Source organism: Corallococcus sp. NCSPR001 (assembly GCF_017309135.1).
Taxonomy (GTDB): Bacteria; Myxococcota; Myxococcia; order Myxococcales; family Myxococcaceae; genus Corallococcus.
Genome location: NZ_JAFIMS010000002.1, coordinates 3920724 through 3933308 on the forward strand (window position 1 = coordinate 3920724; position 12585 = coordinate 3933308).

11 protein-coding genes are annotated in these 12585 nt (G+C 69.8%); 4 read left to right on the forward strand and 7 right to left on the reverse strand.

Features of this window, described 5'->3' with window-relative positions; genetic code table 11:
* Positions 1–81 precede the first annotated feature (81 nt).
* Entirely contained in the window at positions 82–1044 is a 963-nt protein-coding gene (locus tag JYJ93_RS17925; RefSeq protein ID WP_206792899.1) for an ornithine cyclodeaminase family protein, read from the reverse strand.
* A 144-nt stretch (positions 1045–1188) separates the two neighbouring features.
* On the opposite strand from JYJ93_RS17925, the gene JYJ93_RS17930 reads away from it, so the two are divergent.
* From JYJ93_RS17930 to JYJ93_RS17940, 3 genes are all read left to right on the forward strand, one after another.
* On the forward strand, positions 1189–4101 hold the full coding sequence (locus JYJ93_RS17930) for a serine/threonine-protein kinase (protein WP_206792901.1): 2913 nt from the start codon (positions 1189–1191) through the stop codon (positions 4099–4101).
* A 145-nt stretch (positions 4102–4246) separates the two neighbouring features.
* The gene (locus tag JYJ93_RS17935) at positions 4247–4672 is read left to right on the forward strand and encodes a hypothetical protein (RefSeq protein WP_206792903.1); all 426 of its coding nucleotides are present in this window, start codon (positions 4247–4249) and stop codon (positions 4670–4672) included.
* Between the two features lie 312 nt (positions 4673–4984).
* Entirely contained in the window at positions 4985–5353 is a 369-nt protein-coding gene (locus tag JYJ93_RS17940) for a hypothetical protein (protein ID WP_242543848.1), read from the forward strand.
* On the opposite strand, the gene JYJ93_RS17945 is transcribed toward JYJ93_RS17940, so the two are convergent.
* A complete protein-coding gene (locus tag JYJ93_RS17945; protein ID WP_206792906.1) occupies positions 5354–6589 on the reverse strand; it encodes a serine/threonine-protein kinase in 1236 nt (411 codons plus the stop codon).
* 41 nt (positions 6590–6630) lie between these two features.
* Positions 6631–7146, reverse strand: a complete 516-nt coding sequence (locus JYJ93_RS17950; RefSeq protein WP_206792909.1) for a hypothetical protein — start codon at positions 7144–7146, stop codon at positions 6631–6633.
* 220 nt (positions 7147–7366) lie between these two features.
* Between JYJ93_RS17950 and JYJ93_RS17955 the strand changes: the two genes are divergently transcribed.
* Entirely contained in the window at positions 7367–8842 is a 1476-nt protein-coding gene (locus JYJ93_RS17955) for a hypothetical protein (RefSeq protein WP_206792911.1), read from the forward strand.
* A gap of 34 nt (positions 8843–8876) precedes the next feature.
* On the opposite strand, the gene JYJ93_RS17960 is transcribed toward JYJ93_RS17955, so the two are convergent.
* Genes JYJ93_RS17960 through JYJ93_RS17975 form a run of 4 tightly spaced genes read right to left on the reverse strand, consistent with a single transcriptional unit; the run spans position 8877 to position 12512 of the window.
* A complete protein-coding gene (locus JYJ93_RS17960; protein WP_206792913.1) occupies positions 8877–9950 on the reverse strand; it encodes a quinone-dependent dihydroorotate dehydrogenase in 1074 nt (357 codons plus the stop codon).
* 3 nt (positions 9951–9953) lie between these two features.
* Positions 9954–10946 carry an adenosine deaminase gene (add, locus tag JYJ93_RS17965; protein ID WP_206792916.1) on the reverse strand — a complete coding sequence of 331 codons (993 nt, stop codon included), beginning with the start codon at positions 10944–10946 and terminating at the stop codon, positions 9954–9956.
* A 36-nt stretch (positions 10947–10982) separates the two neighbouring features.
* Entirely contained in the window at positions 10983–11690 is a 708-nt protein-coding gene (locus JYJ93_RS17970; protein WP_206792917.1) for a Smr/MutS family protein, read from the reverse strand.
* Between the two features lie 24 nt (positions 11691–11714).
* Positions 11715–12512 carry a TerB family tellurite resistance protein gene (locus tag JYJ93_RS17975; RefSeq protein ID WP_330166743.1) on the reverse strand — a complete coding sequence of 266 codons (798 nt, stop codon included), beginning with the start codon at positions 12510–12512 and terminating at the stop codon, positions 11715–11717.
* Between the last annotated feature and the right edge of the window lie 73 nt (positions 12513–12585).

Sequence of the window (12585 nt, forward strand, 5' to 3'; positions counted from 1 at the left end):
TCTTTTTTCCTCACAGCGCCGCACCCGTGTGTCCCCCGGGGTCGTCCCCGCGGGGAGGACGTACCGGGTGGGATACGGGCATCAGGCTTCGTCGACCAAAGCGAACTTCTGCCCCACGCCCTTCGCCAGGGCGACGTCGTAGAGCGCGCGGGCCAGGGCCACGTCCTGTACGGCGAGGCCGGTGGAGTCGAAGACGGTGACCTCGGTGCCGGTGCGGCCGGGTTTGCGGCCGGCGATGACCTCTCCCAGGGTGCCGGCGAGCTGCTCGGCCTGGATGAGCCCGTCGTGCAGCGGGACGTTGACCTCGCCGGAGTGGAGCGCCTGATCCGGGTCGTCGATGAAGACGCGCCCTTCGACGAGCAGGCGCGGGTCCAGCTCCTGCTTGCCGGGGGCATCCGCGCCCATGGCGTTGATGTGGGCGCCGGCCTGGACCCATTCACGGCGGACCACCGGGGCGCGCGCGGGCGTGGCGGAGCAGACGATGTCCGCGCCGGAGGCCTCCTGGAGGCTCACCACGCGGCCGCCCTTCTCCTTCTGGAGGGCCTCCGCGGCGGGGGCGGACACGTCCGCGAGCAGCAGCTCCAGATCCCCGAACAGGGCGCGGTGCGCGTCGATGAGGACGCGCGCCTGCACGCCGCAGCCCACGAGCCCCAGCGTGCGGGGCTGCTTCCTGGCCAGATACTTGGACGCGATGCCGCCAGCGGCGCCGGTGCGCCATGCGGTGAGCAGAGTTCCGTCCAGGATGGCCAGCGGGGACGCGGTGTCCGGATCGCTGAGCACATACACGGCGCGCACCGTGGGCAGCCCGTGCTTGCGCGGGTTCTGGGGATGGGCGTTGACCCACTTCACGCCGGCCGCGCCGTCGAGGAACGCGGGCATGGCGCGGAAGTCGCCGTCGTGCTTCGGCAGGGACAGGTACACCTTGGGAGGCATGAGCGCGTCGCCGCGGCCATGGGCCAGGAAGGCACGCTCGACGGCTTCCAGTCCGAGCTCGACGGTGTAGAGGCCGCGCAGGTCCCTGGCGCTGAGGAGGAGGGTGGGCATGGGCGCCGCTATAACCAACCGCCCATGCCCACGCACGCGCCCGCTGTGCAATGTCTGCCATTGGCCATTGTGACAGCCACAACCCGGAGCAGGTAGGCAGGCGCGGATAATGGGGAAAGGCGGGTTCGGGGTAGGCTGGGAGTGATGAAGACCTCCCGGCCTACTGAAGACACCGGTTCCCAGGCGCCGAATACAGGCCACCCGACGGGTGACTCCAGCGCGCCGGAGCGTCCGCTCCACGCGACGCGCGTGGGCCGCTATGTCTTGCTGGCGCGGCTGGGCAAGGGCGGCATGGGCGAAGTCTTTGAAGCCTTCGACCCGGAGCTGCGCCGCACCGTCGCCATCAAGCTGCTGCACGAGCGGCGTCTGCCGGACGAGGAGGAGGACGCCCGCGCGCTGCGGCTGGTGCGCGAGGCCCAGGCCATGGCGCGCCTGTCCCATCCGAACGTGCTCACGGTGCATGACGTGGGCACGCACGACGGACGGGTGTTCATCGCCATGGCGCGGGTGGAGGGCGGCACGCTGCGGCAGTGGCTGCGCGAGGGACCGCATCCCCAAAGACAGGTGCTGGCGGTGTGCCGGGCGATGGGGCAGGGGCTCGCGGCGGCGCACGCGGCGGGGTTGGTGCACCGCGACTTCAAGCCAGACAACGTGCTCCTGGGCCGGGACGGCGGCGTCTGGGTGACGGACTTCGGCATCGCGTCCGACGCGGGCGTGGGCACGGAGGCCGGGCCCGCGGTGCCTCCGGCGGCGCTGTTGGAGGGGCCGCTCGACACGCGCCTCACGGCGACGGGCGCGCTGGTGGGGACGCCCGCGTACATGGCGCCGGAGCAGTACGCGGGGCGGGGCCCGGACGCGAGAGCGGACCAGTTCAGCTATTGCGTGTCCGTCTACGAAGCGCTCACCGGCCAGCGCCCCTTCGAGGAGGGGACGCTGCGGCGCATGGCCGTCACCCTGCTGGATTCGCAGCGGGCGCCCCAGGGCGCGGTGGTGCCCCGGGTGGAGCTGGAGCCGCCCGCGCATCCGTCCGTTCCAGGCTGGGTGCACCGCGTGCTGGCGCAAGGCCTGGCGGTGGCGCCGGAGCAGCGCTTCGCGTCCATGGAGGCGCTGCTGGCGGCGCTGGAGCGCGACCCGGAGGCGGGACGCAAGAAGCTCGCGGGCCGCTCCATCGCGGTGGTGGCCGGGCTCTTCCTGGGCGTGGGCGTGGCGTGGGTGCGTCCCACGCCGTGCAGCGGCGCGCCCAAGCTGTTCGCCCGCGTGTGGGGCCCCGCGCAGAAGGCGGCGGTGGCGGAGGCCTTCGAGAAGAGCGGCGCGAGCGACGCGGACGGTGCATTCGAGCGGGTGGAGCGCGCGCTGGATGCGTACGCGTCGGAGTGGAGCCGCATGCACCGCCAGGCCTGCGAGGCCACGCGCGTGACGGGAGAGCAGCCGGAGGCGCACCTCGCGCTGCGCATGTCGTGCCTGGACCGGCGCCTGCGCGCGGTGGACGCGCTGAGCACGGAGCTGGCGCACGCGGATGTGGCGCTGGTGCAGCGCAGCGCGGAAGCAGTGGACTCGCTGCGTGGCGTGTCCGGCTGCGCGAACGTGGAGGCGCTGTCCGCCACGGTACCGCCTCCGGAGGACCCGACGGCGCGCGCCCGCGTGGAGGCGGTGCGCCAGGACGTGGCGCATGCGCAGGCGCTGCTCGACACGGGCCGCTACTCGCAGGCGGTGCCCGTGGCCAGGGCGGCCGTGGAGGCGGCGCACGCGACGCACTACCGGCCGGTGGAGGCGGAGGCGCTCCACGCGCTGGGCTGGGCGCACCACCGCATGAGCCAGTCGCGCGACGCGCGGGCCACGTGGCACGAGGCCATGGCCGCCGCCACGGCGGGACGGCATGACGAAGTGGCGCTCCAGGTGGCCACGGAGCTGGTGCTCGGGCTGAGCGGGGACCCCGAGTGGTTCCCCGAGGCCCACCTGTGGAGCGCCCAGGCGCACGCGCTCATCGAACGGCTGGGCTCCGCGCCGGACCTGGAGGGGCGGCTCGCCAACCACGAGGGCATCCTCGCGATGAACGAGGCAGCGCTCGACGCGGCGGCGGAGCACTACACGCGGGCCCTGGCGCTGCGCGAGCGCACCCTGGGGCCCATGCACGTGGACACCGCGAAGGTCTACAACAACCTGGGCATGGTGATGCTGCGCCAGGGCAGGAGGGCGGAGGGCACCGCGCTGTACCAGAAGGCGCTCGCCATCTACGAGGAGCGGCTGGGGCCGGTGCATCCGCTGCTCGTGGGCCCGCTCATCAACCTGGGCTTCGCGGAGCAGGATGCGGGAAACCTGCCCAAGGCGCTGGAGTGGTTGCAGCGCGCGTACACGCTGCGGCAGCAGACGCTGGGGCCGCTCAATTCCCAGACATTGCTGCTGCTCCACGACATCGCGCTGGTGCAGGAGTCGTTGGGTGCGCCGGACCGGGCGCTCGCGCTGCACCGGCAGGCGCTGGAGGGCATGCGTCAGGGCTTTGGCGCGGAGAGCCGCGAGGCAATTGATTCGCTGAAGGCCCTGGCGGGCGCGGAGGAGCGTCTGGAGCGGGACGCGGACGCGCTCGCGCACTTCCAGGAAGGACTGGCGCTCCAGCGCAAGGTGCTGCCGCCGGACGAGTTCGCGGTGGAGACCCTGGAGGAGGACGTGGGGCGGTTGATGGTGGCGCAGGGCCGTCCGAAGGAAGCGGTGCCGCTCTTGCGCGCGGCGCTGGAGTCCAAGTCGCGCGCGCTGGGCGCGGACCATGCGCGGACCATCCACAGCCGCACGGCGCTGGGGCTCGCGTACTTCCTGCTGGGGCAGGGCGACAGCGCGCGTGACTTGCTGGAGACGTCGGAGCGGGTGCTGGCGCCGCTGGGCTGGAACCCGATGGACGCGGCGATGACGCACTTCGCGCTCGCGCAGGCGCTCTGGAGTCAGCCGGCGGAGCATGCACGGGCGATGACGCTCGCGAAGAAGGCCGAGGAAGGCTTCACCCAGGGCGGCTCCATGATGCGACGCGAGCTGGCACAGGTGAAGCAATGGATTGCCAGTCGCTGAGTCTCACAGTCATTGGATTTGGCCGTTATTGACGGAATTGCCGTGAAGACATGGAATTGTCTGGGAAATCCGGATTGCCTAACATGAGGCCTTGTCGGAAGGCCGGGCGCCATGCCGGCGTCCTCCTCGGACCAGGGAGTCATCCATGAAGCCTGGAGTCGCGTTGCTGCTGTGCACGGGGCTGGCATTGACGGCGTGCGGTGGAGCGATGACGCACGAGGAGGCCACCGCCGGGGAGACGACGCTGGCCACCTCGGAGGCCGCGCTGATCACGTGTGGCGATTGGGTGGGATGGAGTGACACCGGTGTGGTCAGGTGTTTGTCCAATCCAGACTGTGGGACCACCTGGGTTTGTGAGCCGAGGCTGAAGGCGGACGACGCTCCGTCCCTCGATGATGGACCCCAGCAGAGGCCGCCGGTGTGCCCCGCGGGCCAGGTGGCCGTCCCGTACGTCAATTCCGGCATGATGCGTTACCAGTTCCAGTACCGGGCTTGCTACGACGAGGCCCTCAACTACACGCACACGGAATATCAATACCGGAACTACGCCAGCAGTTGCATCAACTGCTGACGCTGGCGGACGGCGTCAAGAAAGGCATTGTGCAGGGCGGCAAATCGACGTGGCGCAATCATGGAGTCATGAAGCAATGGATTGCAGGCCGATGGATTTGCCGCCTTTTGAACGGACGGGTCTTGTCGGAGGGCTGTTGAAAGGCCTGTGCTGGTCTGGCATGCCGGGATTGTCTAATGTGAATTCCTGTCTGATGGCCGGGCGCCATGACGGTGCCCCCTCGGACAAGGAGTCCCCATCATGTCTGGATTTTCATTGCTGCGCGTCGTAGGCGTCTGCACGGGTCTGGCGTTGACTGCGTGTGGGGGGCCCATGACGGCCGAGGAGGCCGCGGCCGAGGAGGCGTCGCTCGCCACGGCGGAGGCCGCGCTCGGCTCGTGCGCGACCTGGTCCGAGTGGAGCAACACGGGCGAGCAGATTTGTACGGACAACCGCACCTGTGGCTACTACTGGTATTGCGAGGGTGATCCGATGGCGGTCAATACCCGTTCCCTCGCGGGTGGGGGCGGGCCCGAGACCCTCCCTCCGCCGTGTGACGATGGCAGCTATCCCTACCAGCGCGGCAAGCCGGGCCTGTCCAACCTGCAGTCCAGCTATCGCGTGTGCTTCGACGCGTCCGGCACCTACACGCACACGGAATATCAATATCAGTACGCCTTCAGCGGGACCTGCGGCTGCTGATCAGCTCCACCACCAGGCCGCCGCGGCGAGCAGGCTCCCCGCCACGGACACGGCCACCCACTTGAGCCACGGCGCCTGTGGGGACGGTGGCGGCTCCTCGGAGGACCGGAACCGCTTCACGGGTTCCGGGAGCCGGGCCTGCTCCTTCACGGGAGCGGGCTCCGGCGGCTGGGACACGGGGCGCCGCGGCCTCAGCGCCTGGGTCGGCACCTCCGAATGTTGTGGGGGCGCGGGCTCCAGGGGCAGGGTGGGCAGCGCCTCCGGCTTCATCACCTCCGTGGGCTCGGGAGAGGGCGGCTCGGGCAGGGCCGGGCGGAGCCTCCGGGGCTTCGCCGGGACGCCGGTCGGGGGCTCCATCAGCCGGGACGGGAAGAGCGGGGACTCGCCCAGCCGGGCCAGCTCCGCGCGGAGCTCCTTCGCCACCGCGGTGGCCTCCGTGGGCCTGCCCTGGCGGTCCTTGGCGAGCAGCGCTTCCACCAGCGACACCAGCGACGCGGGAATCCCCGGACGCTGCGGCGTGAGCGGCGGCGGAGCGTCATACAGCACCGACTCCATCACCGAACGGCCGCGCTGGATGGGGAATGGACGGCGTCCGGCGAGCAGCTCATAAAGACAGACGCCCAGCGAGTACAGGTCCGCGCGCGCGTCCAGGACGTCGTCGCGGATCTGCTCCGGGGACATGTACGCCAGCTTCCCCATCACCACGCCGGACGTCGTCTGCGTGCCTTCGGACGTCTTCACGATGCCGAAGTCCGCGATCTTCACCGTGCCGGTGTAGGACAGGAGAAGGTTGTCCAGGGACACGTCGCGGTGGATGAGCTCCATCCACTTGCCCGACTCCGGGTTGACGAAGCGGTGCACGTACGCGAGTCCGTCACACGCCTGGGCAATGGCATCCAGGATGGGGCCCAGCGGCAGCAGCTCCGGCCGGCTGGCCGCATGGACATGCGCGAGGCTGGAGCCCGCGACGTACTCCATGGACAGGTACACCTGGTCGTCGATGACGCCCGTCTCCAGCACGCGCACCACGTTGACGTGATGCAGTCCGGCGGCGACCTCCGCCTCCCGCAGCAGGCGGCGGCGGAAGCGGACGTCGGCGGCGTGCTCGGAGTGGATGCGCTTGAGGACGACCGGCGCTTCCCAGCCCTCGCGCTCCGCGAGCGAGACGCGCCCCATGCCGCCTTCGCCGATGTCCCGCAGGACGCGGTATGGCCCGAATCGCTGGACGTCGTTCATTCCGGCGCAAGCCTACCGTCACTCACGGCAGGAACGCAGGATCAGGCCCGGGGTTCGCGGCTGGACCGGGACGAGCCGTCGGCCTGGAGTTCCTCTTCGGCCCCGATGCGGCCCTGGCCGCTGCCGGAGTGCGTGGAGCCCGAGGACCGGGAGCTGTCGCCCGTCGCCAACCGGCCGCGGCGAGAGCCCTCCGGCAGGTCTCCGCCCAGCAGCTTCGAGAACAGGTCGCGGAGCTTCTCGGCGAACTTCTCCAGGGGGGTGGACGGCTTCGACCCGGCCGGGCCCGCCGCCCCGCTGTCCGCGGGCACGAAGCTGCACGAGACGGAACCCGAGTGTCCGCCGCCCCGCGCGCTGGAGCCGGAGGCGCAGGGCCGCGCCTCGCCGCCGTCGCCGACCGGGCCGCCCTGGAACTGGTCCGGCGGACCCCGGTAACCCTGGGCGCTGCTGGAGGAGCCACGTCCTCCCGCGAAGGTGCTCTGCCCGGACGCACGGCCGTCAACCGGCGGGGGGGACTGCTCGGGCAGCGAGAGGCTCGAAACAGGGCGGCCAATCTTCATGGGGTACCTCAGGACGGAGTTCCTGAATCCATCATCGGACCCGGCACGTTCTGAGTTTCCTTGAAGTCCAGGAATCCCTTGGAGGCGCCTGGGATGCGGTGCGTCAGCGTTCACCGCCGGACAGCGGAGGACCGTCGCGGACGGAAATGCAAAAGAAATCCGGGGGGGACTTCCAAGGGGACAAGCAGCACCGTTTCCAACTGTTTCCGGGAGCATCCCTTTGATCCAGAACCTGACGGCCCGCCGCGCAGACAGCTCCCAGCTGGCCAACGCCAACAAGAGCGTCAGCGCTTCCGGGGGGAGCACCGCGTCGCAGGTCGTCTACGACGCTGGCGAGTCACTGAAGCGCGCCGTCCAGTCCGTCATCACGAATGACACGAATGGCCACATCAACGCGACCACGGCCCAGCTCGAGTCGACCCTGCGCCAGAATGGCATCAAGGACACGCGCTTCGTGGGCCAGCTGCTCTACAGCCTCCGCGGCGTGCAGCAGGGCGTGCCAGGTGACCTCCAGAAGTTCAAGCAGGCCGTGCAGATGGCGCGAACGGCGGGGGCGCTGGGGCCGCGAGGTGCCACGGCGCTGCTCGGCATGGTGAACGAGGTCGCGCAGCGGCAGACCCAGAAGGCGGCCGTCGACAACAGCATCCTCAACGTCAAGAACCAGCCGGCTCAGCGCAAACCCTTCGAGAGCGTGTTCGAGTCCGTGCTGCCCAAGCCGCCGCGCTCCATCGGGGCCGACCTCTTCGAAAACGCGCCCCAGCGCAGGCCGCAGGCCCCGGCCCCGGCTCCGGCGCAGGCCCAGCAGCCGAAGCCTGCGAAGCAGCCCGAGGCCCTCTCCCCTGCCGTCAATCGCGCGATCACCAGCATCGATGTCGCGTCGAAGTCGTTGCCAGGCGGGCTCCTGAAGGAGAGCCTGGCCGCCGTTCACGCAGCGGTGAAGCTCGTGACAGACGCGCAGACGATGGGAGACAAGGAAACACACCAGCGCGCGATCATCGACCTCACCAGCAAGACGTTCAAGCTCATCGGCGAGATCGCGAAGACCATGGGTCAGCATCCGGAGCTGGCGGAGAAGGCCGCGGGTCAGCTTGGGAATATCGCCAAGGTGCTCGGCGACCAGATCGCCAAGCCCCTCAAGGTGCTTGAATATGCCTCGCGTGCCTTCGGAGGCCAGACGCTGGATGGCACGCCGGTTGACAACAAGAAGCGTGTGGATGCCCTCTACGAGCTGCTCGGCATGCCCTTGCCGCCAGTGGTCCAGGGCGCCATGCTCATCGCCAAGGAACAGATCCAGGCCATCTACACCTACCTCGGCGTGCCCGCGCAGCGCTCCATCGAGACCATCGGCCTGAAGGGCCTCTTCAACGGCAAGTCCGCCGAGCAGCTCAAGGCCGACATCCGAGCCCTCCCCACGGCGGACGCGGCGAGCGCGAACGGCACGGTGCGCAAGCTCGTTCACTTCTTTCCAAACACCGGCGCCTACGGCTCCAGCAACGCGACCGCGAATGACCTCTGGCGCAAGTCCATGGCCACCGAGATGAAGCCATTTGCCGACGACCTGCGGGCCATGGTCACGCTGAGCAAGGATTCCAGAGGCTTGCTCGATGAACGGCGAACGCAGGTCGCGGAGCGAATGAAGGAGGCCGCGGTCCGCTTCATCGACGAGCAACTGACCGACGCGCGCGGCAACTGGTAGGCCCGCGCGGGCGACGCCTCGTCGTCCGGATGGCTCAGCGGGCGTCCACGCCAATCACGTCGCGCACGGAGGCGAAGCCGTCCCGGGCCAGCAGGGCGCCCAGCTCCGGGAGGATGCGGTCCACCATTCCCGGGCCTTCGTAGATGAAGCCCGTGTAGACCTGGACCACGGTCGCGCCCGCGCGCAGCTTCTCGTAGACGTCCTGCGCGGTGAACACGCCGCCCACGCCGATGAGGGGCAGGGCGCCCTTGCCGCGCTGGTACGCGCGGCGGATGACGGCGTTGGACAGCTCCCGCACGGGGGCGCCGGACAGGCCGCCGGCCTCCTTCGAGTGCTTGTGCTCGAAGGGGCGGGTGAGGGTGGTGTTGGTGGCGATGAGCCCGGACAGCCCGCGCGCCATCGCCACGTCCACGACCTCATCCACGGCCTCGGGCGTGAGGTCCGGGGCGATCTTCAGGAACAGCGGCGTGCCCGGGGCCACCGGGTCCATGCGCTCGCGCACGGCGAGCAGCAGCGCGGACAGCGCCTCCGGCTCCTGGAGCTTGCGCAGGCCCGGCGTGTTGGGCGAGGACGCGTTGACGACGACGTAGTCCCCCAGCGGCGCGAGCGCGTCCACGCACGCCACGTAGTCGTCCACCGCGCGCTCCAGCGGCGTGTCCTTGTTCTTGCCGATGTTCACGCCCAGCGGGCCGGGCTTCCACTCGCGGGCCTTGAGGCGCTCCGCCGCGGTGGCCGCGCCATGGTTGTTGAAGCCCATGCGGTTGATGACCGCGCGGTGCTCCGGAAGGCGGAACAGCCGCGGCTTCGGGTTGCCCGACTGGGGCTTGGGCGTGACGGTGCCAATCTCCACGGCGGAGAAGCCGCAGGCGAACAGCCCGTCCACGGCCTCCGCGTCCTTGTCCAGTCCGGCGGCCAGCGCCACCGGGTGGGCGAACTTCAGCCCCGCCAGCTCCACGGACAGGTCCATGGGCGCGCGGGCCAGCGTGTGCTCGCGCATCGCGCGGCAGCGGGCGTTCCACTTCCCCAGGGCCGCGAGCCCCGACATGCCCAGCCGGTGCGCGGGCTCCGGGGGCAGGCTGAAGAGCAATGCGCGAGTCAGGCCGTACATGGCTCAGGCCGGGATGAAGGACGCCTCGCGCGCCCACGCGAGTGCCTGGTCCACCTGCTCCGTCGTGAGCAGGCCGTTGGACTCGACGATTTCAATCTCCCGCCGCATGTCCGTCTCCAGCAGGTAGGGGCCGTCCGTGTTGATGGTGAACTTCACCTTGCGGTCCCAGAACGTCTGCATGATGTGCTTGAGCTCCTGCAGGTCCGCCACCGCCTTGGTGTGGATGTTGGAGGTCGGGCACAGCTCCAGCGTGATGTTGTTCTCACGCAGGACCTTCATCGCGGACTCATCGTAGGCGGCGCGGATGCCGTGGCCGATGCGGTGGGGCTTGAGCTTCTCCACCGCCGCCATCAGGCCGTTGGCGCCCGTGCCGGCCGTCTCGCCGGTGTGCACGGTGCACTTGAGGCCCGCCTTGCGCGCGCGGGCGTAGAGGTCCTCGTACTCGGAGAGGGAAGACTTGTGCTCCATCGCGTCGCGCTCCGTGCCGGCCAGGTCGATGCCGTACACGCCGCGCGAGCGGTACTTGATGGCCTTCTCCACGATGATGCTGTTGAGCTTGTGGTCGAACTCGCGGGCCAGGCAGAAGATGAGGCCCACCTTCACGCCGTACTCCAGCGTCGCGCGGTCCATGCCCCGCAGCGCCGCGTGGATGATGTGGTCCAGGTCCAGCTCGCTGGAGAGGTTGCGCTTCATCGGGTTGAAGCGCAGCTCGATCTGGGTGACGCGGCTGCCCCGGTACTCCTTGCCAATCACCTCGTAGACGGAGCGCTCGATGGCGCTGGGAGACGATTGGATCTTCTCCGTCCAGGTGTGGAGGATCTTCAGGTAGTCGTCGAGGCTGCCCACCTTGCCCGGACGGGAGGTGATCAGCTCGACGAAGTCGAAGTAGTTCTTGACGGGGAGCTTGAAGCCCTGCTGGTGGGCGATGGACCACAGGATGTGCGGAGCCACCGCGCCACCCACGTGGATATGAAGGTCAATGAGGTCGCGAACCATGGCGGCATGTATGCACAGCCACGGCCACGCGTAAAGCTATCGGCGCAGCAGCACGTAGACGGCGCCAGCCCCGCCGTCCTGCGGACGGGCAGTGGAGAACGCCAGCACCATGCGCTCCAGCCGCTTCTGCGACAACAGGTCCCTCACCGCGTCCTTGAGCACGGGAATCTGATCCTTGGAATTCAAACCGCGCCCGTGGACGATGAGCACGCAGCGGCGCTTGGCGCGGCGGCTGTCGGACAGGAAGCGCTCCACGGCGGCCTGGGCCTCGCGCTGCGTCTTGCCGTGGAGGTCCAGCCGGTCCTGCACGGAGAAGTCGCCCCGGCGCAGGGAACGCAGCAGGTTGGGGTCCACGCCGGGGGAGGCGCCCTCGAAGGACGCGTCCGAGCCGGTGAAGGACAGCGGCCCGTCCACGGCGACCAGGTCGGAGAGCTGCGCGAGCGCCTCCGCGTTGTCGTCGATGAGCTCCGGCAGGCGCGGGTGCGTCTTGGGGGCTTCACCGCGGTTCGTGATCTGCTGCACGCCGTCCATGGCGGAGAAGAAGAGGCCCACGTCGTCGTCCTCCGGACGGGCCTTGGGGGCCTTCGTGGCCTTGGGCGCGGCGGCCTTCTTCTTCGCGGCGGCCTCCGCGGCGGCGGCGGCCTCCTTCTCCTGCTTCTGCTGATCCTGAAGCGTCTTGATGGCGGACTTGAACGGGTTGTTCTGGAACTCCGCTTCCTTCTTCTTCGGGGGACGCTGGCTCATGGGATTCCTGTCTTCTAACCCGGGCTACAGGCCGCGCAGCCTGCGGATTTCCTCGTAGGCGTCGCGGACGGCCTGGAACCGGCGTGCGGCCTGCTCGGCGGCCTTGGGTGCGAGGTGGCTGGCCTTGTCCGGGTGGAAGCGGGCGGCGAGCTTGCGGTAGGCGCTCTTCACCTCCGCGTCGGTGGCATCCGGGGGCAGGCCCAGCGTCTGGTAGTGGGCGGTGGCGTCGCCCAGGTGCTGTTCGGCCAGGGCCTGGACCTTGGTGTCGGGGACGTCCAGGCCTTCAGCCATGCGCTTCAGGGCCTCGCGTTCGGAGCGCTGGAGGGGGCCGTCCGCGAGCGCCATCTCATAGAGCGCGTCCAGCAGGCGGAGCCGTTCGCCCGAAGGCAGGGAGTCCAGGCAGGAGGCGAGGGCGGCGGGGGCGTCCAGGGAGGCGGGGTGGGAGAGGAAGTCCTTGAGGTAGCGGCGCACGGCCTGGACGGTGTGGGCGTCGGCGCGGAGGACCTCCTCGAAGTAGCGGCGGACCTCGCGGACCTCCTCGCGGCGCATGTCGCCGTCGGCGCGGGCGACGTCCACGAAGAGGGCGGTGATGTCGCGGTCGAGCGGGTCCTCGTCCGGGGCCTGGACGATGGGGAATTCGCCGGGGCCCTGGGAGAGGGGGGCCGGCTTGGGCGGCGGCTCGAAGGTGGCGGGGAAGTCGCTGAAGATTTCAGGGAAGTCCGGGGGCGCGGCGTGCTGTTCGTCGAAGTAGTGGCCCAGGCCGGTGCCCAGGATGAGACCGAGCACGATGGCCCAGGGCCCGCCCATGAGGAGGCCGGCCATGAGACCCAACATCGCCCCGAGAACTTTTCCCGCGCCCATGCCTTCGCTTCGCTCCCTTGTGCCGGGCCAGTCT